At 65.9% G+C, this 20,746-nt stretch carries 18 protein-coding genes; 9 read left to right on the top strand and 9 right to left on the bottom strand.

Annotated elements, in window-relative coordinates; all coding sequences use genetic code 11:
• The first annotated feature begins 33 nt into the window (after positions 1 to 33).
• Entirely contained in the window at positions 34 to 1,986 is a 1,953-nt protein-coding gene (locus ACFQ2S_RS06295; RefSeq protein WP_386073600.1) for a calcium-binding protein, read from the top strand.
• Between the two features lie 102 nt (positions 1,987 to 2,088).
• Here the strand turns inward: ACFQ2S_RS06295 and ACFQ2S_RS06290 are convergent, their stop codons facing one another.
• From ACFQ2S_RS06290 to ACFQ2S_RS06270, 5 genes are all read right to left on the bottom strand, one after another.
• Entirely contained in the window at positions 2,089 to 3,483 is a 1,395-nt protein-coding gene (locus ACFQ2S_RS06290; RefSeq protein ID WP_089231364.1) for a TRAP transporter large permease, read from the bottom strand.
• A gap of 6 nt (positions 3,484 to 3,489) precedes the next feature.
• The gene (locus ACFQ2S_RS06285; RefSeq protein ID WP_386073599.1) at positions 3,490 to 4,191 is read right to left on the bottom strand and encodes a TRAP transporter small permease; all 702 of its coding nucleotides are present in this window, start codon (positions 4,189 to 4,191) and stop codon (positions 3,490 to 3,492) included.
• Positions 4,192 to 4,268: 77 nt separating this feature from the next.
• Entirely contained in the window at positions 4,269 to 5,270 is a 1,002-nt protein-coding gene (locus tag ACFQ2S_RS06280; RefSeq protein WP_386073598.1) for a TRAP transporter substrate-binding protein, read from the bottom strand.
• Positions 5,271 to 5,593: 323 nt separating this feature from the next.
• Complete coding sequence (locus ACFQ2S_RS06275) at positions 5,594 to 6,823, bottom strand: sigma-54-dependent transcriptional regulator (RefSeq protein WP_386073597.1); 1,230 nt, start codon at positions 6,821 to 6,823, stop codon at positions 5,594 to 5,596.
• Positions 6,820 to 8,595: a sensor histidine kinase gene (locus tag ACFQ2S_RS06270; RefSeq protein WP_386073596.1), complete on the bottom strand. Its 1,776-nt coding sequence runs from the start codon at positions 8,593 to 8,595 to the stop codon at positions 6,820 to 6,822. The genes ACFQ2S_RS06275 and ACFQ2S_RS06270 overlap by 4 nt, the downstream gene beginning before the upstream one ends.
• A 125-nt stretch (positions 8,596 to 8,720) precedes the next feature.
• Here ACFQ2S_RS06270 and ACFQ2S_RS06265 point away from each other — a divergent pair, with 125 nt between their 5' ends.
• Positions 8,721 to 9,902 carry a cytochrome P450 gene (locus tag ACFQ2S_RS06265; RefSeq protein ID WP_386073595.1) on the top strand — a complete coding sequence of 394 codons (1,182 nt, stop codon included), beginning with the start codon at positions 8,721 to 8,723 and terminating at the stop codon, positions 9,900 to 9,902.
• Positions 9,903 to 9,985: 83 nt separating this feature from the next.
• Here ACFQ2S_RS06265 and ACFQ2S_RS06260 read toward each other — a convergent pair whose 3' ends face one another.
• Positions 9,986 to 10,453 (bottom strand): Lrp/AsnC family transcriptional regulator, encoded by a 468-nt coding sequence (locus ACFQ2S_RS06260; RefSeq protein WP_386073594.1) that lies wholly within the window; start codon positions 10,451 to 10,453, stop codon positions 9,986 to 9,988.
• A gap of 143 nt (positions 10,454 to 10,596) precedes the next feature.
• Here ACFQ2S_RS06260 and cysG point away from each other — a divergent pair, with 143 nt between their 5' ends.
• The 6 genes from cysG (at position 10,597) to ACFQ2S_RS06230 (ending at position 16,125) form a co-directional block, all read left to right on the top strand.
• Positions 10,597 to 11,997, top strand: a complete 1,401-nt coding sequence (cysG, locus tag ACFQ2S_RS06255; protein WP_386073593.1) for a siroheme synthase CysG — start codon at positions 10,597 to 10,599, stop codon at positions 11,995 to 11,997.
• Entirely contained in the window at positions 11,997 to 12,305 is a 309-nt protein-coding gene (locus ACFQ2S_RS06250) for a DUF2849 domain-containing protein (RefSeq protein ID WP_089231351.1), read from the top strand. The genes cysG and ACFQ2S_RS06250 overlap by 1 nt, the downstream gene beginning before the upstream one ends.
• A 75-nt stretch (positions 12,306 to 12,380) precedes the next feature.
• Positions 12,381 to 14,045 carry a nitrite/sulfite reductase gene (locus ACFQ2S_RS06245; RefSeq protein WP_386073592.1) on the top strand — a complete coding sequence of 555 codons (1,665 nt, stop codon included), beginning with the start codon at positions 12,381 to 12,383 and terminating at the stop codon, positions 14,043 to 14,045.
• Complete coding sequence (locus tag ACFQ2S_RS06240) at positions 14,035 to 14,772, top strand: phosphoadenylyl-sulfate reductase (RefSeq protein ID WP_386073591.1); 738 nt, start codon at positions 14,035 to 14,037, stop codon at positions 14,770 to 14,772. The genes ACFQ2S_RS06245 and ACFQ2S_RS06240 overlap by 11 nt, the downstream gene beginning before the upstream one ends.
• Positions 14,773 to 14,788: 16 nt before the next feature.
• On the top strand, positions 14,789 to 15,202 hold the full coding sequence (locus ACFQ2S_RS06235; RefSeq protein ID WP_089231346.1) for a DUF934 domain-containing protein: 414 nt from the start codon (positions 14,789 to 14,791) through the stop codon (positions 15,200 to 15,202).
• Between the two features lie 71 nt (positions 15,203 to 15,273).
• The gene (locus tag ACFQ2S_RS06230; RefSeq protein ID WP_386073590.1) at positions 15,274 to 16,125 is read left to right on the top strand and encodes a ferredoxin--NADP reductase; all 852 of its coding nucleotides are present in this window, start codon (positions 15,274 to 15,276) and stop codon (positions 16,123 to 16,125) included.
• Between the two features lie 69 nt (positions 16,126 to 16,194).
• On the opposite strand, the gene ACFQ2S_RS06225 is transcribed toward ACFQ2S_RS06230, so the two are convergent.
• On the bottom strand, positions 16,195 to 16,719 hold the full coding sequence (locus ACFQ2S_RS06225) for a hypothetical protein (RefSeq protein ID WP_386073589.1): 525 nt from the start codon (positions 16,717 to 16,719) through the stop codon (positions 16,195 to 16,197).
• Positions 16,720 to 16,963: 244 nt separating this feature from the next.
• Between ACFQ2S_RS06225 and infC the strand changes: the two genes are divergently transcribed.
• Positions 16,964 to 17,509 carry a translation initiation factor IF-3 gene (infC, locus tag ACFQ2S_RS06220; RefSeq protein WP_089231343.1) on the top strand — a complete coding sequence of 182 codons (546 nt, stop codon included), beginning with the start codon at positions 16,964 to 16,966 and terminating at the stop codon, positions 17,507 to 17,509.
• Between the two features lie 81 nt (positions 17,510 to 17,590).
• Here infC and ACFQ2S_RS06215 read toward each other — a convergent pair whose 3' ends face one another.
• On the bottom strand, positions 17,591 to 18,808 hold the full coding sequence (locus ACFQ2S_RS06215; RefSeq protein WP_386073588.1) for an MFS transporter: 1,218 nt from the start codon (positions 18,806 to 18,808) through the stop codon (positions 17,591 to 17,593).
• Positions 18,809 to 18,884: 76 nt separating this feature from the next.
• Positions 18,885 to 19,814, bottom strand: coding sequence for an arginase (gene rocF, locus ACFQ2S_RS06210; RefSeq protein ID WP_386073587.1), 930 nt, complete (start codon positions 19,812 to 19,814; stop codon positions 18,885 to 18,887).
• Positions 19,815 to 20,746: the final 932 nt, after the last annotated feature.

The following is a 20,746-nucleotide window of genomic DNA, read 5'->3' as shown; positions in this document are numbered from 1 at the left end:
ACCATCAAATTCAATTACTTTGCAAGTGACATCATGACAATCAAACCACTTGGTCCGTCAAAGGACCTCGGATCCGTCGACGCCATCATTGACGGCATTACCCCCGTTTCCGCAGGACTGAAAAACGGCAAGGTTGCCGTCGCATGGGCGCAGACACTGGTCATTCCGGCCGGCGGCTTCTCGGACACCGACGGCGCCATCTTCGTTCAGCTCTATTCAGCCGGCGGCAAGCCTTCGGGCGCGGTGAAACTGGTCAATACGACGACAGCCGGGATCCAGGGCAGTCCGGAAATCACCGCCCTTAAGGACGGGGGCTTCGTCGTGAGCTGGGTCAGCAACGCCCCACTGGGACAGGGCCATAATGACACCGACATCCACGCCCAGATCTTCAATGCCAACGGCTCGCCGCGCGGCAAGGAAATCATCGTCACCAAGGACGCTCCGCACACGGTGACCGGCGGCTCCAACTACGATGACGACAACTTCCACGGCAATGTCGTCGCGACCAAGGATGGCGGCTTTGTCGCGATCTGGACGGACGGCGGCCCCGACGAGGGCGCCTTTGCCCAGAGGTACGATGCCAAGGGCAAGACCGTTGGCAAGGAAGTCGAGATCACCAAGGACGGGTTCGTCTTCCTGCCTGGACTGGCCGAGCTCAGCAACGGCAACTTCGTGGCGGTGAACGACGACCTCTACCCCGTCAACCTTTGGATCAGCGGCCCGAAACTCAACGATGCGCCCACCGGCATTTCCGGGACCGGCAGAAGCCGCTACGAAGTCGACCTCGAGCAGGCCGGCACGCGACGCGATCATCCGGACGTGGCGGCGTTGAAGAACGGCGGCTTCGCGCTGGTCTGGAAGCAGTATCCGGCGACCGGCTCCAACAACCTCCGGGTCGAAACCTATGACAAGTCCGCTCGCCTGGTGAAGGCCGTAGAGATCGACGTGCCCAATGGCGCGGACAGCGTCCGCAACGATTTCAACATCCTCGGCCTGTCGAACGGCGGCTTCATCGTGGCCTGGACCCAGGACGAGGCAAATGTCGGCAGCAACAGCGTCGGCATCAAGGCGCAGGCCTTCAACGGCGACGGCACCTTTGCCGGCCCGGCGCGGTTCCTCAACAGCAACACTGCCGGCATCCAGTACCTGCACGACATGACAGAGACAGCCGATGGCAAGGTCTGGGTCAGCTACGTGGACCAGAGCGCACTCGGAACCGTCGACCAGCTGCAGTACCGGCTGTTCGAGGTCACCGCCGATGCGGGCAAGCCACAACCCGTTGGCCCGAAGCAGATCTACGGAACCGCAATGGACGACACGCTGAAAGGCAGCGCCGGCGCGGACGAGATCACCGCCAGGGGAGGCGACGACGTGGTACGCGCCCTTGGCGGCAGGGATGTGGTCGATGCCGGCTCTGGCGCGGACAGGGTTCTTGGCGGTGACGGCGATGACACGCTTCGCGGCGGTGGCGGCAACGACACCCTCCTCGGCGAGGCCGGGAACGACAAGGTCTTTGGCCAGACCGGCAATGACACGCTCGACGGCGGCGAGGGCAACGACCGGCTCGTTGGCGGAGGCGGCACTGACAGCCTGCGCGGGGGCAAGGGCCGGGATACGCTCGACGGATCCGCAGGCGCCGACACGCTCAAGGGCGATGCCGGCGACGACAGGCTCAAGGGTGGAGGCGCCGGCGACCGGCTGGTTGGCGGCTCAGGCGATGACACGCTGAACGGCGGCGCGGGCAACGACAAGCTCTACGGCAACGGCGGCGACGACGTTCTGATCGGCGGCGGCGGTCGCGATACGTTCATCTTCGCCGGAGCGACCGGCGACGACGTGATCACCGATTTCGATCCGGAGAGCGACACCTACACCATCAAGACCAAGGCGACGGTCACCGAGGTCGAGACGGCCGACGGTGTTCTGATCAGTTGGGCAGAGAACTCGCTGCTGCTTGAAGGGCTCACGCTCGAGGACATCGCGTGAGCGTGAGACGATGAAACGATGAAACGAGGACGGCCGCCGGGATCCCTCCCGGCGGCCGCTTTCTTTTGGCTTCACGCCCACTCCCCTGCAGGCACCGACCGATCAGTTGGTGATGATCTCCGGCCCCATGATCGTGTTGGGCAGGTAGGTCGAGATCCATGGCACGTAGGTGACCACGATCAGGAAGACGAAGAGCACGGCCAGGAAGGGCAGCGCGGCCTTCACCACCCGCATCATCGGCATCCCCGCGACGCCCGAGGTCACGAAGAGGTTGAGTCCCACCGGCGGAGTGATCATGCCGATCTCCATGTTCACCACCATGATGATGCCAAGGTGGATCGGATCCACGCCAAGCTCGATGGCGATCGGGAAGACCAGCGGCGCCACGATCACGAGGAGGCCCGACGGCTCCATGAACTGGCCGCCGATCAGCAGGATCACGTTGACCATGACGAGGAACATGACCTTGCCGAAGCCGGCCGACAGAAGCGCCTCCGCGATGGTCTGCGGCACCTGCTCGTCGGTAAGGACGTGTTTCAGGATCAGCGCGTTGGCGATGATGAACATCAGCGTCACGGTCAGCTTGCCGGCGTCGTAGAGTGTCGCGATCGTGTCCCGGTGGAAGAAGGCCGTGACCAGCGCGTAGGGTCGCTTGATGAGCGGGATGTTCTGCTGCCCGTCCGGGGTCGAGAGAGGCCCCATGTCGCGGTAGACGAAGCTCGCCACGATAAAGGCATAGACGGACGCCACGGCCGCGGCCTCGGTTGGCGTGAAGAGCGCCGGGGTCACGAAGGGCACGCCGTAGATCCCGACCATGATGATCACGATCAGCATCAGCCCCCAGAAGGCATCGCGGAACGAGGCGCCGATCTCGCTCCAGCCGAGCCAGTCGCCCCTGGGCAGGTTCTTGATCTTGGCGATGCCGTAAATCGTAATCATCAGCATGCCACCGGCCATCAGGCCCGGGATCACGCCCGCAAGGAACATGCGGCCAACCGAGACATCGGTGGCGGAGGCGTAGACGACCATGACGATCGAGGGCGGGATCAGGATGCCGAGCGTGCCGGCGTTACAGATCACCCCGGCGGCGAAGTCCTTGGAATAGCCGACCTTCTGCATCGCCGCGATGACGATGGAACCGATGGCCACCACGGTCGCGGGCGAGGAGCCGGAGAGCGCGGCAAAGATCATGCAGGCAAAGACGCCGGCGATGGCGAGGCCGCCCGGCAGGTGCCCGACGCAGGCGATGGCGAAGCGGATGATCCGCTTGGCGACGCCGCCGGTCGACATGAAACTGGAGGCCAGGATGAAGAACGGGATCGCCAGCAGCGTGTAGTGGCCGGCCATCGCCTGGTACAGCGACTGCGCCACCGAACCGAGCGAACTGTCGGAATTGACCAGCAGGAAGAGGATGGAGCTGAGGCCGAGGCTGACGGCGATCGGCACGCCGATCAGCAGCAGCGCCACCACCATGACGAACAGGAGCACGATTTCCATGGGGCGTCAGTCCTTGTAGTAGGGGTCGTCGTGGTGGGTGCCGCTCAGGTCGTCGACCTGATCCTCGGCCTCGTGACTGACGATCAGCACGTCATGCTTGCCGGTAAAGATGCCCACCGTGGCCTCGATCACACGCAGCAGCAGCAGCAGGCAGCCGACGGGCAGGATCAGGTAGATGACCAGCCGCGGCAGCTTCTCGTAGCTCTCGCCCTGGTTGACCAGCGGCTCCAGCCAGCGGAGCCAGTCCAGCATCGGAATCTGGTCGGTCTCGTACCACGCTTGGTCGCGGCTGTCGGCAAAGCCGGTCGGGAACCATCGCCCCGTGGTCGCGTCGAGCCCGGCGAACGGGGCGTAGTAATCCCAGGCGCCCTTCATCAGAAGCGCCGCATAGGCAACGCAGCACAGCGCGGAGATGATGCCCATGACACGTTTAGTCTTCGGCGGCACGATGTTGACCACCGCGTCCACGCCGAGATGGGCATTGATGCGAAAGGCATGCGAGATGCCGAACAGGACCAGCCAGGCGAAGAGCACCAGAACCACCTCGAGGCCCCAGATCAGACTGTCGTTGAACACATAGCGCAGCACGACGTTGACGAAGGTCAGCACGACCATTGCGCCAAGCAGCACGGCGATGACGACTTCCTCGAAGCGGGCAATCGCCTCGCCGAGCATCGTCTCGGGTTGATGTCGCGAATGGGTGCTCATGGCCCCTCCCCTGGCACGAGGACGGGCCGGCTACCGGGAGAGACGCGCCCTACCCGCCGCCGGCCCGCCGCATTGCCTTACATGGACATGTTGATTGACTGAGCGGCCTCGATGTTCTCGGTGCCCACGTCACCCTCGAACTGCTCCCAGACCGGCTTCATCGCCTCGACCCATGCGGCGCGCTGTTCTTCGGTCAGTTCGCGGATCTCGGCGCCGGCATCCAGGATCGCCTGGCGGTTGTCGGCATCGACCTGCTCGATGGCGGCGTTACGCTCGGCGGTCACCTCGTCGAAAATGGTGGCGAGTTGGGTGCGAACGTCCTCGTCGAGGCTGTCCCACCAGTCGATCGAGGTCACGACCATGTAGTCGAGCACGCCGTGGTTGGTCTCGGTAATGCCGTCCTGCACCTCGAAGAACTTCTGGCCGTAGATGTTCGACCAGGTGTTCTCCTGACCGTCGACAACGCCGGTCTGCAGTGCGCCGTATACCTCGGAGAAGGCCATCGGCTGCGGGCTCGCGCCGAGCGCTTCCATCTGGGCGACCAGCACGTCGGAGGGCTGCACGCGGAACTTCAGGCCCTTGGCGTCCTCCGGCATGACGAGCGGCTTGTTGGCCGAAAACTGCTTGAGGCCATTGTGCCAGAAGCCGAGGCCCTTCAGCCCGCGGCGCTCCATCGAGCCGAGCATGGCCTGGCCGGCGTCGGAGCTCTGGAATGCATCGACGGCTTCCATGTTCTTGAACATGAAGGGAAGGTCGAAGATGCGGAACTGCTTGGTGAACTTCTCGAACTTCGAGAGCGACGGCGCGGCCAGCTGGACGTCGCCCTGCAGCATCGCCTCGAGGACCTGGTCATCGTTGTAGAGCGTGGAGTTCGGAAACACCTCCATGCAGGCCTTGCCGTTCATCTCCTCGTTGACGCGCTCCTGCAGCAGCGAGGCGGCGATACCCTTGGGGTGCTTGTCGGTGTTGGTGACGTGGCTGAACTTGATGACGATCTCGCCCTCATCGCAGGCCGCAAGCGCGGCGCCAGCACTCAGGGTGACGGCCAGCGCGCTGGCCGCAGCAGTGATGTACTTCATTCGGATGTCCTCCCAAGACATATCTGAATTGTGTACGGTCTGCTCCTCGACAGACCTTGCAGCAGAGCAGACAGGCTCCCGCCGCCTGCTCCAACAGGTTTTTTGCACAAGCAACCGAGAACTGGATAAATCCATAAATATCAGATGAATAAACATATATTCCGAGATGACCCACCGAGGCGAGCACGCCATATGTGCGGATGACCACACAGGAACCCGGAGGCTTGTGCGGATTTTCGCACACTTTGAGCGACATCCCGCCGAGCACGGATTCCGTGGGATCGCGTCCCGGGCGAATCGACAGAGGCCCGGTGAAGCCGCCGTCAGTCGCGTCGGTAATCTTCCGCCCTTAGCCCATGACGGGCGAGCTTGTCGTAAAAGGTCTTGCGCGGCAGTTTGAGCATTTCCGCGGCCTGCACCGCGCGCCCCCCGGCCCGTTCCAGCGACGCCACCAGAAGCGTCCGCTCCACCTGCGCAAGCTGTTCGTTCAGGCCCATCTCCTGCTCGGGCGCCGGGTCGGCGAGCCCCATGGCGAACCGCATCGCGGCGTTCATCAGGCTTCGCGCGTTGCCGGGCCAGTCCTGCGCCATCAGCCGGGCGACGACGTCGGGCGTGATGTCCGGCTCCGGCAGCGCCGCCTGTTCGCAGGCCAGCGCAACGTAATGGCGAAACAGCGGGCCGATGTCCTCCTTGCGCTCGTCCAGCGGTGGAATGTCGACCCGCAGAACCTCCAGCCGCATCGCCAGATCGGCCGAGAACCGGCCGGCATCGACCAGCGCCTGCAGGTCGCGATAGGTCCCGGCGATCACCCGCGCCTCGCCGCCGCTGTCGAGCCAGTCGAGCAGCGTGAGCTGCGCCGAGGGGTCGAGCGCGGAGACTTCGTCGAGAAACAGCGTGCCCGCGCCGGCCGCCGCCACCGCCTCGGCGAGTCCGTCCGGTGTCAGCGCGGCCGCCGAGCGTTTGACGAAGGGATGTTGCGAGGCTGAGGAAAGGAGATGGATGACCTCGGCCACCTTGGGCGTGCCGGATCCCGGCGGCCCTGAGACCAGCACCTCGGCGCCCGCACGCCCGACGAGCCGAACGCGCCGCCGCAATTCCTCCGACTGCGCCGAGGTCCCCCGCAGAAGTCGCGCCGCGGCATCCCCGGCCGCCAGTTCCCGCTTCAGGCGCCGGTTCTCCAGCACCAGGTCCCGCGCGACAAGCGCCCTCTGAACAACAGAGAGAAACACCTTGGGCGCACAGGGTTTTTCCAGAAAGTCGAACGCACCGTTCGAGATCGCCCGCACCGCCATCGGCACATCGCCCTCGCCCGTGAGCAGAATGACAGGCAGGTCCGGGTCGACCGAGCGCACGAAGTCGAGCAGCGCGAAACCGTCCTTGCCGGGCATCCGGATGTCGGTCACCACGACGCCTTCGAACTCGCGGGCCACATGGTCCTTGGCAACGATATAGCTGCCTGCCAGAATCGGCTCAAGATCGGCGAGTTCAAGCGTCTGCCCGAGCGCCTCGCGCACCGATGCGTCATCATCCACCAGAAGGACCTGTCGCGTCATGCCGCCGCCTCCTCCCGGAAGGGCGCCAGTTCGACCACGAACTCGGCGCCGCCCCCCGGGCGATTGCTGCCGCGGATCACCCCGCCGAAGCTCTGCACGATGCCATAGGAAATCGAGAGCCCGAGTCCCATGCCTTCCGAATGGCCTACCTCCTTGGTCGAGTAGAAGGGATCGAAGATTCGGTCCGGCGCGTCGATGCCGCAACCGGTGTCCGCCACCCGCAGCCGCACCGGATCGCCCGGCACGACACGGATCGTCAGCCGCTTCTCCGGGAGGCCCTCCATCGCATCGACCGCGTTGCTGAGCAGGTTCATCACCACCTGCTGCAGCCGCACCTCGCCGCCCATTACCAGCACCGGCAACAGCGGGCGCTCCCAGTCCAGCACGACCTCGTCGCGACGCAGCCGGCCGCCTCCAAGCTCCAGCACCGCCTCGACCACCGCAACGAGGTCTACCGCGCGCACCTCGCCAACCTCCTGCCGGGCAAAGGCCCGCAGGTTGCGGATGATCCGCCCCATCCGCCGCGCCAGTTCCGAGATCTTGCCGAGGTTCTCCGCCGCCTTCTCGGGCCGTCCGCGCTCCAGAAAGGCCGTGCTGTTCTCGGCGAAGGACGAGATCGCCATGAGCGGCTGGTTCAGTTCGTGGCTGATCCCGGCCGACATCTGCCCCAGCGCGCTCAACTTGCCGGCCTGGACCAGATCGGCCTGCGCCCGTTTCAGCGCCGCCTCCGCCGCTTTTCGCTCCTCCACCTCGCGCCGGAGCGCCGCGTTGGTCGCCGACAGCTCGGCCGTGCGCTCCCTGACGCGACGCTCCAGGACAGCGTTGGTGCCGGCTTCCAGTTCCAGTCGCTCGGCCAGCGTGCGCCTCCGGTCTGCCAGGATCATCACCAGCGCCCCGACCATGAGCCCCAGCGCCAGCACCACCAGCGCCTGCCAGCTCGCCAGCTGCAGCGAGGGCGCCACATCGACCAGCGCTTCGCCGGTCATCCCGATGACAGGCAGCGGCCGCGTCAGGTGCAGCGCGATCCGTGGCAGGTAGCGCCCCGCATCGAGCGACCACAGCTCGAGCCCCGCGATATGCACCTCCCGCACCTCGGGGAAACGCGCAAGGTCTATCCCCCGGTAGCGCTCCGCCACCTCGGGCGACGGCTCTCCGCGCTGCCCGAACAGCAGCTCGCTCCGGTTCGAGGAGAAGACCACCCCATATGCATCGGTGAAGGCGACGGTCATGGCGTCCCCGCGCCACTCCGCTTCGACCGCGGAGACATTGGCCCGCACAATTACCGCCCCCGCCACCGGCCCCGATGGCGCAAAGACAGGGGCCGCGAAGGTCACGGCCCGCTCCCCGGTTTCCGGGTCGACCGCGTGATAGGTCCCGAGCGCCCCGTCCGACAGCGCGCGGCGAAGGTATGTGGATGCGCCAAGCGTCCCGCTGCGTGCCTTCGAGGACGCCAGAACCCGCCCGCTCGCCGAAACGGCCAGGATCTCGGACGATCCCGTCCTGTCGGCGGTGCGCTGCAGCACCCCGGACGCGCTCGCCGCATTTCCCCGCCCGTCGAGCAAGGCGGTCAATTCTGGATGGTCGGAGAGCAGAACGGCCAACTCACGGAACCTCTGCAGCTGCCCCACCATCCGGTCGCTCGCGAGCGAAAGGTCGGCCTGCCCGCGCTCGGAAAGCGCACGCAGATCGGAGGTTAGCGCGAACCACCAGACGCCGCCGGCAACCGCCGCCAGTGCCATCAAGTAGAGCAGCATCGCCTTTGCGCGCGACATGACCCCTCGCCTCATCCTCCGCCCGCCAGCCTAAGCGCCCGGCATGGGGATGAAAAGTCACCGCCGCGCGCACGGCCCCGATCCCGCCCCTTGCGCCGAACGCCCCGAACAGCCACCACGGGATCATGGATCGATTGTCCCAATCCCCAACCGACCCCGCCTTCGTGCAGGACCCTTACCGGTTCTACGCCTGCGCCCGCGCCAGCGGCGACCTGGTGTTCTGGGAGGAATACGGCATGGTCGCGGCCACCACCCACAGGGCCGTCAACGCCCTCCTCCGGGACCGCCGTTTCGGGCGCGAGATCCCGCCGGAGCTGGCCCAGCCGGTGCCGGAACGGCTGGCCCCGTTCTACGCGGTGGAGGCGCATTCGATGCTGGAGCTGGAGCCGCCACGGCACACGCGGCTGCGCGGGCTGGTCGTGCGCGCGTTCACCACCGCACGGATCGAAGCGATGACGCCCGACATCGACGCCCTCACCACCCGTCTGGTCTCGGCCTTTCCCGAAGGCCCGTTCGACCTGCTCGGCGCCCTGGCCCGCCCGCTGCCCGTCACCGTGATCGCGCGGCTTCTCGGCGTGCCGGAGGACCGGACATCGGACCTGCTGGCATGGTCCAACGCGATGGTCGGCATGTACCAGGCCAGCCGCACCCGGGAGACAGAAGACGCGGCCGTCGCCGCGACCCTCGCGTTCCGCGCCTATCTCGAGGAAGTCATCGGCAATCGACGCACAGCGCTGCGCGACGATCTGCTGAGCCGGCTGATCTCCGCGGAAGCCGACGGCGACCGGCTCAGCGCCGACGAGCTTGTCTCGACCGTCATCCTGCTGCTCAACGCCGGTCACGAGGCGACCGTCCACAGCATCGGCAACGGCGTGAAGGCGATCGTGGAGCGCGGCCTCGGGTCAGCCGCCCGCGATCCGGCCTTGCTGCCGACCCTCGTGGAGGAAGTGCTGCGCTACGACCCGCCGCTGCACTTGTTCACCCGCTATGCCTACGAAGAGGTCGAGCTGTTCGGCCACCGCTTCCGGCGCGGCGAACAGGTGGCGTGCCTTCTCGCCTCGGCCAATCGCGACGCCACGGTCTTTACCGAGCCCGACAGGTTCGACCCCGCCCGCCCCATCGTGACCAACGCGAGCTTCGGCGCGGGGTTGCATTTCTGCATCGGCGCGCCCCTCGCCCGGCTCGAACTTTCCCGCACCCTGCCGATCCTCTTCGCCGCCTGCCCGGAGTTGCAGATCGCGAACTCCCCGCGTTACGCCGACATCTACCATTTCCAAGGCCTCGAACGGCTCATGCTCACCTGTTGAGCCACCACACCGTGCCAGCCCACCGCAGGTGCCACGCCCAACGGGATGAGGCGCCCGCAAGGCGCCGAAGACCGGCGGGAGCCCTACGCCCCCAGCGGGAGCGCCGTGGTGGACTTGATCTCCTCCATCGAGAGCAGCGCGGTCACGTTGTGGATGCGCACCTCCGAGATCAGCGCCTGGTAGAACGTGTCATAGGCCCGGGCGTTGGGTACCTGCAGCTTGAGGATGTAGTCGATATCGCCAGCCAGCCGGTGCGCCTCGAGCACTTCCGGACGCGCCTGCAGCGCCTCTAGAAACCGTTTCTGCCAATCCGCCTCGTGCTCGCTGGTGCGGATCAGCACGAAGAAACAGGCTTCCAGACCAAGCGCTTCCGGGTCGAGCAGCACCGTCGAGCGCCGGATCACCCCGGCCTCGCGCAGCTTGCGTATGCGATTCCAGACCGGAGTCTTCGATGAGCCCACATTGCGCGCGATTTCGTCCAGTGACTGGTCTGCGTCGCGCTGCAACTCCGCAAGGATTTTCCGATCGGTGGCATCGAGACGGACAGCCATTCAGGTTTGCTCCTATATCCGGGAAATAGACGCGACCTTCCCGACCAAGTCAGAACATATGTTCTTCTTTTCCGCAATATCTGGCAAGAACACGGGACAAAATTCTATATTGCGGTGCAGAAACACGCCTCAGGAGAGTCCCGATGCAGCACTTCCCGATCTTCGTCGACACCGCCGGACGGCGGATCGTCCTCGCGGGCGGGGGTGCGGCCGCGCTGGCCAAGCTTCGCCTGCTGCTCAAGACCGAGGCCGACCTGCATGTCTTTGCCGAGGAACCCGCGCCGGAGATCCTCGCCTGGGCCAACGACGGTCTGGTGACCCTGCACCGCGCAGTCCCCGGCGCCTGTGACCTGCTCGGCGCAGCGCTCGCCTATGCCGCTTACGAGGATGACGCGTCGGACGCCAGGCTCGGCAACCTCGCGCGCGCCGCCGGGGTTCCGCTGAACGTGGTCGACAATCTCGAGGCGAGCGATTTCATCACCCCGGCCATCGTCGACCGCGATCCTGTCACCGTCGCAATCGGTACCGAGGGTGCGGCGCCGGTTCTGGCCCGCGCCATCAAGCGGGACCTCGAGGAGCGGCTGCCCCAGGGGCTGGGTCTGCTCGCCCGCATCGGCAAGACGTTCCGCGCCCATGCCGAGGCGCTGCCGCACGGCCGCCCGCGCCGCGACTTCTGGTCCGCCTTCTACTTCCGCTCCGGCCCCCGTGCCGCGGTCGTAGGCGAGGATGCGATCCAGAGCGCTCTGGAGATGGAACTCGCCGCGCATCTCGCCGCCGAGGCCCGGCCCGGCCATGTGCACTTCGTCGGCGCCGGCCCGGGCGATCCGGACCTGCTAACCCTCAAGGCCCGCCGCGCCCTCGACGAGGCCGATGTGGTGATCCACGACCGGTTGGTGCCCGCGCCGATCCTCGAGCTCGCCCGCCGCGAGGCCACCGTGATCGCCGTCGGCAAGGAGGGGTTCGGCCCGTCCACCCCGCAGGCCGAGATCGATGCCCTTCTGGTGGAGCATGCCGCCACCGGCGCGCAGGTCGTCCGGCTCAAGTCCGGCGATGCCACCGTCTTCGGTCGTCTTGACGAGGAACTCGATGCCGTCGACGCCGCGGGCATCGCCTACTCCATCGTGCCCGGCATCACCGCCGCCTCCGCCGCCGCGGCCCAGATCGGCCAGAGCCTGACCGCACGCGGCCGGAACTCCGACATGCGGCTGCTGACCGGACATGACGTCAAGGGCTTTGCAGAGCAGGACTGGGCCACTCTCGCCCGCCCGGGTACGGTCGCCGCCATCTACATGGGCAAGCGCGCCGCGCGCTTCCTGCAGGGCCGCCTGCTGATGCATGGCGCCGCCTCGGACACCCCGGTGACCATCGTCGAGAACGCCTCGCGCCCCGAAAGCCGGGTCGTCGCCAGCCGCCTCGCGACCCTGTCGGAGGACCTCGCCGCCGCCGAGCTGACCGGGCCGGCCGTCCTGATGTTCGGTCTCGCCCCGCGCGATGCCCGCGCCTCCCTGCACCGTACTGCAACCCTGCTGAAGGAACACGCCTGATGCCCCGCCCGTTCTCCCCCAAGATCGTGACCGCGAACGACCTGATCGAAGGCGATGTCGTCTACCTGACCGCAGACGACCGCTGGTCCCGCAGCCATTCCGAGGCCGAACTCCTGGAAGACGAAGCCCATGCCACGATCCGGCTGCTGGACGCCGAGCGCCAGCAGAACCGCATTGTCGGCGCCTACCTGGCCGACGCCAAGGCGGGCCCGAATGGGCCGGAGCCGGTGCACTTCCGCGAGGCGTTCCGCTCGCGCGGCCCCTCGAACTACGCCCACGGCAAGCAGGTTGCCGCAGGGCATCAGTGACAGAAATTGAATATGACTTTCAGCTTTTCTGAATGAGCATTTCAGGTTAGTTGAATTTCGAGACCGGAGAGTCCCATGTACCGCTACGACGACTTCGACGCCGCCTTTCTCGCCGAGCGCAACGCCCAGTTCCGCGCCCAGGTGGAGCGCCGCATCGACGGATCGCTGACCGAGGACGAGTTCAAGCCGCTTCGGCTGATGAACGGCCTCTACCTGCAGCTGCACGCCTATATGCTCCGCGTCGCGATCCCCTATGGCTCGCTCGATTCCGTCAAGATGCGCAAGCTGGCCGAGCTGGCGGAGAAGTGGGACAAGGGATATGGCCATTTCACCACCCGTCAGAACATCCAGTACAACTGGCCCAAGCTTCCCGACGTGCCGGACATGCTGGATTCGCTGGCCGAGGTCGGGATGCACGCCATCCAGACCTCCGGCAACACGATCCGCAACGTGACCTCGGACCATTTCGCCGGCGCCGCCGCCGACGAGATCGCCGACCCGCGCCCCTATGCGGAACTCATCCGCCAGTGGTCGACCGACCACCCGGAGTTCCAGTTCCTGCCCCGCAAGTTCAAGATCGCCATCACCGGCTCGCCCAACGACCGCGCTGTCACCCGCGCTCATGACATCGGGCTTCGGATGGTGGAGCGCGACGGGGAACCGGGCTTCGAGGTGATCGTGGGCGGCGGCCTCGGCCGGACGCCAATGATCGGCAAGGTGATCCGCGACTTCCTGCCCGAGGGCGAGTTGCTTCCCTACCTGGAAGCGATCGTGCATGTCTACAACCGCTACGGCCGGCGGGACAACAAGTACAAGGCGCGGATCAAGATCACCGTCCACGAGGCCGGCCTCGAAACCATCCGCGACGAGGTGGAAGAAGCCTTCCTCCAGACCCGCGCCGATTTCCAGGGCGTGGACGAGCGCGTGATCGCCCGCATCCGCGAGCGTTTCGTCACGCCCGACTTCGTCGCCGGTGGCGCCGAGGCGCTGGAAGAGGCCAAGGCGGACCCGGTATTCCGCGCCTGGGCCGACACCAACCTTGCCGACCACAAGCACCCCGACTACACGATCGTCACCGTGTCGCTCAAGGCGCATGGCCAGACGCCGGGCGATGCCACCGCGGAGCAGATGCGCGTGCTGGCCGACCTGGCCGAGCGCTATGGCCACGACGAGCTGCGGATCTCGCACCAGCAGAACGTGATCCTGCCGCATGTCCGCAAGGCCGATCTCGCCACGGTGCACGCCGAGCTGAAACGCGCCGGGCTCGCCACCGCCAACGTCGGGCTCGCCTCCGACATCATCGCCTGCCCCGGCATGGATTACTGCGCGCTGGCCACCGCCCGCTCGATCCCCGTCGCGACCCAACTGGCCGAACGGATCGACGCGCTCAGGATCGAGCACGAGGTCGGCCCGCTGCAGGTAAAGATCTCCGGCTGCATCAACGCCTGCGGCCACCACCACGTGGGTCACATCGGCATCCTCGGGCTCGACCGGGCCGGGGTTGAGAACTACCAGATCACGCTCGGCGGCGACGCCACCGAGACCGCCGCGATCGGCGAGCGGGCGGGCCCGGGCTTTGCCTATGACGAGATCGTCCCGGCGGTGGAACGGCTGATGCTGGCCTATCTCGAAAACCGCACCGACGAGGGCGAAGGCTTTCTCGAAACCTATCGGCGCCTCGGCGCCGCGCCTTTCAAGGAGGCGCTTTATGGACCGGAGAAACGGAAAGATGCCGCGTGAATCGATCTCTTCTGCGCCCGTCGATCGGGCAAGCCGGATCATCGCCGATCTCGAAGGGCTGACCGGCCCCGAGCAGTTGGGCGCCGCACTCGACCATCCGCTGACCGGCGAGGTGGCGATGGTCTCCTCCTTCGGGGCGGATTCGGTGGTGCTGCTGCACATGCTGAGCCAGGTCGCCCCGGCGACGCCACTGCTGTTCATCGACACCCAGATGCTTTTTCCCGAAACGCTGGATTACCAGCGCGAGGTCGCCGACAAGCTCGGTCTGACCGGCGTGCGGGTGATACGGGCCCGCGCCATGAACCTGGCGCAGAAAGACCCGGCCAACACGCTTCATATGCGTGACACCGATGCCTGTTGCGACCTGCGCAAGACCCGGCCATTGGACGAGGCACTCGCGGGGTTCGACAGCTGGATCACCGGGCGCAAGCGGTTCCAGAACGGCAACCGGGCGGCGCTGCCGCTGGTCGAGGAGTCCGGCAACCGGCTCAAGATCAATCCGCTGGCCGATTGGACCGCCGGGCAGATCGCCGATTACATCCGCGCCCACAAGCTGCCGCGCCACCCGCTGGTGACCAAGGGCTACCCGTCGATCGGATGCGCCCCGTGCACCTCTCCGGTTGCCGAGGGCGAAGACCCGCGCGCGGGCCGCTGGCGCGGCCAGGACAAGGACGAATGCGGCATCCATTTCGTGGACGGCAAGATCGTCCGCACCAATGCCGCCTGACACGAGGACCGAGACCATGACCGTTATCGTCACCGACGCGGGCTTCGGCCCCGACAGCCATTCCGCCGACTTCGTCACGCCCGAGACCCTGCCGGCCAACGGGCCCGCCCCGGCGCTCGACCTGACCTCCGACACCGACCCGCGCACCCTCGCGGGCCGGCTGGACGACATCCCGCTGATCCGCGTGGACTTCCCCAGCTTCGCAGACGGCCGCGGCTTTTCCATCGCCCGCGCCCTGCGGCGCATGGGCTATGCCGGGCGGCTACGGGCAAAGGGCCACGTGCTGGCGGATCAATATGCGATGGCGCGGCGTTCGGGCTTCGACGAGGTCGAGATCGACGACGCCCTCGCCACCCGCCAGCCCGAGCCTCAGTGGCGCGCCCGCGCCAACTGGCAGGACCACGACTATCGGTCGCGGCTCGCCGGCTGACCGGCCCCTTTCGGCAAAACCACACTTCGAATATAGGAACAGGACGGGGCCCAGGCTCCGACAGCATGAACATGACCGAGCAAAGCCCCGTGACCGACGCCCAACCGATCAAGGCCGTTCCCACCCTGCCCGACGCGCAGACAGTAACCTTCGTCCAGCACTGGACGGACCGTCTGTTCAGCTTCCGCTGCACCCGGCCGCAATCGCTACGTTTCCGGTCCGGCGAGTTCGTGATGATCGGCCTGATGGGCGACCCGGATCCGAAGACGGGCAAGCAGAAACCGATCCTGCGCGCCTATTCCATCGCGTCCCCCTCCTGGGACGAGGAGTTGGAGTTCTACTCGATCAAGGTGCCGGACGGCCCGCTGACCTCGAAACTGCAGAACATCAAGGTGGGCGACGAGATCATCCTGCGGCCCAAGCCTGTCGGCACGCTGGTGCATGACGCGCTGCTGCCGGGCAAGCGCCTGTGGTTCTTCGCCACCGGCACCGGCTTTGCGCCCTTCGCCTCGCTGCTGCGCGAGCCACAGACCTACGAGGATTACGACGAGGTCATTATCACCCACACCTGCCGCGAGGTCGGCGAACTGGCCTATGGCGCCAAGCTGATCGAGAACATCCGCAAGGACGAGCTGCTGGCCGAGCTGATGGGCGAGGATTTCCACAAGAAGCTGCGCTACTACCCGACGACCACCCGCGAGCAAAGCCCCAAGATGGGCCGGATCACCGATCTGATGCGCTCGGGCGACGTGTTCCGGGATCTCGACGTGGCTCCGATCGCGCCGGAAACCGACCGCGCGATGGTCTGCGGCAACCTGGCTTTCAACCTCGAGATCAAGGAATTGCTGGAGGAATACGGGCTGCGCGAGGGAGCCAACTCGGAGCCCAAGGAATACGTGGTCGAAAAGGCATTCGTCGACTGACCGCTGTGGCTCGACACGCCAACCGAGAACGGCCGCCCCATTCCACGGGCGGCCGTTTCCGTTGTGCGGTTACTGCTCCATCGCCGCGCGGAACGATTCCAGCGCGGCCTGCAGCGCCTCCGGAGACTGGCGCGCCTTGTCGAGCGTGGCGATGATCTTCTGCTTGTTCTCCTCGGACATGTCCGAGGCTTCGATCTTGGCAACGATATTGTCGTAGTTGAAGTTCTCGACCGACAGCGCGGAGGTGTCGATGCCGTCCAACGCCGACTGAAGGCCGCCGCTGACCTCGGCGGTCGCCGACGTGAGCGCGGCGCTCAGCCCGGCAATCATCTCCTCGGTGCTGGCTTCCATGTTCGCAGCCGCATCCTTCAGCGCATCTGCCGCCTCGCCCATGGCCTCGGCGGCCGATTCGATTGCGGATTCGGCTTCCGTTGCGGCCTCAGAAGCGACATCCCCGGTCTCGGCGGGAAGTGCGGATTCACTGGATGCTGGCGCCTCCGCTTCCGCGGGGGGCTCTGTTCCGGACCCCATCAGATACCAGAGTGCAAGGACCACAACGACCGCGGCCAGAATAATTCCGAGTGTCTTGTTCATGGTGAAGCTCCCTCCCATGCGGTTATTACCACAACATGGGGTTCAGATTTGGTTTGCACAGCCGGGCGCCGTGAAATAGGCGGGCCTTTGCCCAGCTTGGCACGACAACATGACCGGCACACGACGTTGCACGTCCGGCCCATCCGGCTTCAGTTCCGCAAAGCACCTGCAATTCCCTTGAAACACGGCCACAAGGCCGTTACTTTCCCGCCACTTTTCCCGCAATGACAAAAGGACATACGTCATAGCCCGCAGACCTCACAACGCGCCGCCAACGCGCGACACCGGCCCCCGCGTAAACGACCGTATTCGGGCCCCCGAAATCCGGCTGATCGGCCCCGAAGGCCAGAACGTCGGCGTGGTCACCCCTGCCCGGGCGATGGAACTCGCCGAGCAGGTCGGTCTCGACCTCGTCGAGATCTCGCCGAACGCCACTCCGCCGGTCTGCAAGATCATGGATTTCGGCAAGTACAAATACGAGACCCAGAAGCGCGAGTCCGAAGCCCGCAAGAAGCAGAAGACGATCGAGGTGAAGGAGGTGAAGTTCCGCCCCAACACCGACACGCATGACTACGACGTCAAGATGCGAAACGTCGTCCGCTTCCTGGAGAATGGCGACAAGGTGAAGGTCACGCTGCGCTTCCGCGGCCGCGAGATGGCGCACCAGAACCTTGGCCGCGACCTGCTGGAACGTGTCGCCGAAGACATCAAGGAACTGGGCAAGGTCGAGAACATGCCCAAGATGGAAGGTCGCCAGATGGTGATGATGATCGGTCCGCTCGCCAAGTGAGCGGCCGCCCATACGACCAAGACGACCTGATGATCCCCCGCTTCTGCGGGGGTTTTTCATTCCGGGGGGACGGTTTCCGCGTCAGGCAGGCGTCGGGCGCGGGCGCCGGTTGATCGTCAGCCACAGGGCGCCGACGATCACCAGGTTCGCGATCCCCGCGAAGGCGGCATTGGCGAAGGTCCAGGAATAGGCGCCCGTGGCGTCGTAGAAGAGCCCGCCCTGCCAGCCGCCCAGCCCATGGCCGAGATAGGCAAAGGCGATGACGATGCCGAGCGACGAGGCCCGACGAGCCGGGGCGCTCAGGTTGCGCACCGTGACTAGCAGCGTCGTCATTACTCCGGCATATCCGAACCCGTAGATCGCCGCGTAGACGTAGAACGAATCGAGCCGCCCCAGCAGCGTGAAGCCGAACACCAGAGTGGTCTGCCAACCCGATGCGACGAGGTAGGCCGGGACCGCCCCGATCATGTCCGCAAGCCGGCCAAAGGCAACCCGCCCGAGGATCGCGACCATCAACATCGAAAAGAGGACCCCGCCCGCCTCAGGCGCCGGGAAGCCGCAGCCCTGGATCAGCGGTACCAAGTGCATGAGCGGCACGGCCATGCACGTGCAGCAGAACAGCACCGCGAGCGAGAGCCAGGCGGTGATCAACCCGTTCGGCAGGCCCGATGGGGTCTGATCCGACAGTGCAGCGCCGTTCCCGGTCTCTGGCGGGTCGCGCAGCAGAAGCGCCAGTGGCACGAGGGCGACGAGGGTAAAGAGCCCCTGAACGGCGAGCGCATCCCGCCAACCGAGAGCCTCGATCAAGAATGCGCCGGCAAGCGGCATCCCTCCCTGCCCGAGCGCCTGTCCGGCCGAGGCGACGCCGATGGCAAGCCCCGCGCCGACCACGAACCAGTTGCCCACCAGCGCCATCAGCGGCGCCGACAACGCCCCGCCACCGAGCGCACCGGCCAGCAGGAATAGGGCGTACATCTGCCAGAGCTCTTCGGCCCGGGAGGCGAGGATGGTGGCCACCCCGGTCGCGATGACGCCGAGCAGTGCGACCGGTCGGATGCCGAACCGCTCCGCTGCAAAGCCCATCACCAGCGATCCCAGGGCGAGGCCGATCAAACCCGAGGTGTTGATCAGCGCGATCTCCGCCCGGCTCCAGCCCTGCGAGACCTCGAGCGGCACGAAATAGACCGACAGGCCGTTCACCAATTGCCCCATCGTCACCGCAAGGATGATCGCCGAGGCGCCGAGGATCAGCCAGCGCTCGCGAGGCGCGCGTAGATGTTGATTCTGGCTGGTGGTCATGCCCGTTCCCCGAAGGTGGATTGGACCAGCCTAGCACGCCGCGAAGGCCTCGCGGAGTCGCCTTGCGCCAAGGCTCTCAATGGCCGCGCGTCGGCCGGTCCAGCACCTGCCGGCCAAAGAGGCTGGCAGTCAGATCTACCATGAGCCGGGCCGTCTGGCCACGGTCGTCGAGGAAAGGGTTCAACTCCACCAGGTCGAGCGAGGAGACGAGGCGACTGTCGTGCAGCATCTCCATGACGAGATGCGCCTCCCGGAAGGTCGCCCCGCCGGGCACCGTGGTGCCGACCGCAGGAGCGATGCCGGGATCGAGGAAGTCGACGTCGAGGCTGACATGAAGCAGCCCGCCCGAGCCGGCCACCGTCTCAAGGAAGGGCTCCAGCAGGCGCGCGATCCCGGCCTCGTCGATGGCGCGCATGTCATGCGCCTCGGTGCCGGAACGCCGCAACAGCACGCGCTCCGCCTTGTCGACCGACCGAAGCCCCAGGATGCACACATTCGCAGGATCGACCACCGAAGGAACGGGGCGGCCAAGCAAGGCGTCGAACCCCGGAAGCCCGCAGGCAAAAGCGAGCGGCACGCCGTGCAGGTGGCCTGTCTCAGTTGTCTCGAAGGTGTTGAAATCGGAATGCGCATCAAGCCAGAGGACGAAGAGTGGCCGGCCAAGGGCTTCCGCCGCCGCAGCCTGCCCGGTGACCGTGCCCAGCGACAGGCTGTGATCGCCACCGAGATAGATCGGGAAAGCGTCGCGCTGGCCGAGATCGCGTGCCCATCCGTGCAGCGCCCGCGTCCAGCCCGCGACGCGTTCCAGTTCGACCAGCCGGGAATTTGGCGCCACCGCATCGGGCGCCGGCTCGCAGGTGGCATTGCCAAGGTCTTCGACCTCGAAGCCAAGCCCGGACAGGTCCTCCAGCAAACCGGCCGTGCGATAGGCATCCGGCCCCATCCGGCAGCCGCGTCGGCCGCTGCCCTCTTCCACCGGTGCTCCCAGCAGAACGATCCTGTTCATGGCACGATCCTGTCTGCCCCTCCTCGCGCCGGGCGCGTGGCTACGGGGGCGTTCACTTCGTTCCCTTTTCTAGGCCAGCGGAGGAATTCCGGCAACCTGGGCCTCCTCTGGCACAGAACTCGGCCTGGAACGCGCCGCCGCGGCTCTGTTCCACAGGATATCTCGCGCCGCGGATGCAGGTGACAGTCGCCGTCTAGGCGGATGAGTGACGGGCAGCCATCGTTACGGGCGAGGAGATGATCCATGTGCGGGCCGTGCTCTGACTTCGATGAACATCGCCGCCCCAGTCGCGCATCGGCCGGAAAAGCGATGTCACCATCGCCTCCCCGGCCGGTTGTCCCCTCCCTGGACCTCGGTGCGTGGTCCTGACCAGTCGTTCCTTCCGGGTGATCCGCGGCAACTGAACCGTTGCCAGGGAAGCGGAGAGGAGCCGGTCAGGCCCTCGAATTTCGTGCCGGGTTTTCTACCCGACTGGCTCTTGCGTGGCCGCAATTTCGGAAACTCCGAAACCCGCAACACGAACCCGATTCAATTCATTTGCTCGATTTTGGCGACACGTCCGCTGGACCGGCCAAATAATTACAAATTCAAACACAAACTGTAATTTGGCAGCTCCAGGACCGCCTGAATTGTCTTTCGAAACACATTTATGTGTTCGCTGGAGGGAACACAGCACAAAACACATGGACTTGGCCAGCAAATTCAACGCCTCGATCCGCAGTTTTCTGCGACCCTTCGCCTCTCCCGATTCATGAGCATCGTTCAAGCCAATTGCTCCTCGAATCGAGTTGGATGCGGGGCCTGAAGCCCCGAATTCCCTATCGCGCGGACGTCTGTTATTTCGGTCCGGCCGGCGAGGGAAATTAGATTATGCCAGACGATACCTCCACCAAAACGCTCATTGCGGAGGGAGCCCTCCGTTTCCCGGGGGC

Origin of the sequence: Tropicimonas aquimaris (genome assembly GCF_042676185.1) — a bacterium.
In the GTDB taxonomy this organism is placed as follows: domain Bacteria; phylum Pseudomonadota; class Alphaproteobacteria; order Rhodobacterales; family Rhodobacteraceae; genus Tropicimonas; species Tropicimonas aquimaris.
This window is presented reverse-complemented; position numbering and strand designations above follow the sequence as displayed.

Bases quoted from the DNA above. Each gene is read 5' to 3' on its own strand.
- ACFQ2S_RS06290 (WP_089231364.1), bottom strand. From the start codon at position 3,483: ATGGAAATCGTGCTCCTGTTCGTCATGGTGGTGGCGCTGCTGCTGATC.
- cysG (WP_386073593.1), top strand. From the start codon at position 10,597: ATGCAGCACTTCCCGATCTTCGTCGACACCGCCGGACGGCGGATCGTC.
- ACFQ2S_RS06245 (WP_386073592.1), top strand. From the start codon at position 12,381: ATGTACCGCTACGACGACTTCGACGCCGCCTTTCTCGCCGAGCGCAAC.
- ACFQ2S_RS06235 (WP_089231346.1), top strand. From the start codon at position 14,789: ATGACCGTTATCGTCACCGACGCGGGCTTCGGCCCCGACAGCCATTCC.
- rocF (WP_386073587.1), bottom strand. From the start codon at position 19,814: ATGAACAGGATCGTTCTGCTGGGAGCACCGGTGGAAGAGGGCAGCGGC.
- ACFQ2S_RS06275 (WP_386073597.1), bottom strand. From the start codon at position 6,823: ATGACGCGACAGGTCCTTCTGGTGGATGATGACGCATCGGTGCGCGAG.
- ACFQ2S_RS06225 (WP_386073589.1), bottom strand. From the start codon at position 16,719: ATGAACAAGACACTCGGAATTATTCTGGCCGCGGTCGTTGTGGTCCTT.
- ACFQ2S_RS06285 (WP_386073599.1), bottom strand. From the start codon at position 4,191: ATGAGCACCCATTCGCGACATCAACCCGAGACGATGCTCGGCGAGGCG.
- ACFQ2S_RS06240 (WP_386073591.1), top strand. From the start codon at position 14,035: ATGCCGCGTGAATCGATCTCTTCTGCGCCCGTCGATCGGGCAAGCCGG.
- ACFQ2S_RS06295 (WP_386073600.1), top strand. From the start codon at position 34: ATGACAATCAAACCACTTGGTCCGTCAAAGGACCTCGGATCCGTCGAC.
- ACFQ2S_RS06260 (WP_386073594.1), bottom strand. From the start codon at position 10,453: ATGGCTGTCCGTCTCGATGCCACCGATCGGAAAATCCTTGCGGAGTTG.
- ACFQ2S_RS06230 (WP_386073590.1), top strand. From the start codon at position 15,274: ATGACCGAGCAAAGCCCCGTGACCGACGCCCAACCGATCAAGGCCGTT.
- ACFQ2S_RS06265 (WP_386073595.1), top strand. From the start codon at position 8,721: ATGGATCGATTGTCCCAATCCCCAACCGACCCCGCCTTCGTGCAGGAC.
- ACFQ2S_RS06215 (WP_386073588.1), bottom strand. From the start codon at position 18,808: ATGACCACCAGCCAGAATCAACATCTACGCGCGCCTCGCGAGCGCTGG.
- ACFQ2S_RS06250 (WP_089231351.1), top strand. From the start codon at position 11,997: ATGCCCCGCCCGTTCTCCCCCAAGATCGTGACCGCGAACGACCTGATC.
- ACFQ2S_RS06280 (WP_386073598.1), bottom strand. From the start codon at position 5,270: ATGAAGTACATCACTGCTGCGGCCAGCGCGCTGGCCGTCACCCTGAGT.
- ACFQ2S_RS06270 (WP_386073596.1), bottom strand. From the start codon at position 8,595: ATGTCGCGCGCAAAGGCGATGCTGCTCTACTTGATGGCACTGGCGGCG.